The following is a 285-nucleotide window of genomic DNA, read 5'->3' on the forward strand; positions in this document are numbered from 1 at the left end:
GTCAATAATAGAAGGGAAAATAAAGCCGCATTTGGGCTGGTCGTCCACCGTATTAACCAACATATTGCGCGCAGTAGCGGCGTCGTACACGGCGGCATTCACCGCATCGTTATCGGTGGCGGCAATAACCAACAACTTGCCATCTAATAAGTGCGGCTCAAAATAGCCTTGCAGTAACTCGGCTTTACCCTGTTGCTGCCAATCCTGAAATTCCGCTGCAAAATCAGGCGCCACGACAGTCAGTTTAGCGCCAGCACTGAGTAAGGTGCCTGCTTTACGCAATGC

Annotated in this window: 1 protein-coding gene; it reads right to left on the reverse strand. The window is 50.9% G+C overall.

Annotated features, from left to right (window positions below; genetic code table 11):
* Positions 1-282: bifunctional precorrin-2 dehydrogenase/sirohydrochlorin ferrochelatase (locus tag RMT89_RS42350; protein WP_315889085.1), on the reverse strand; the 282-nt coding region annotated here is incomplete at its 3' end.
* Positions 283-285 lie beyond the last annotated feature (3 nt).

Source organism: Streptomyces sp. P17 (genome assembly GCF_032436805.1).
Classification (GTDB): Bacteria; Actinomycetota; Actinomycetes; order Streptomycetales; family Streptomycetaceae; genus Streptomyces.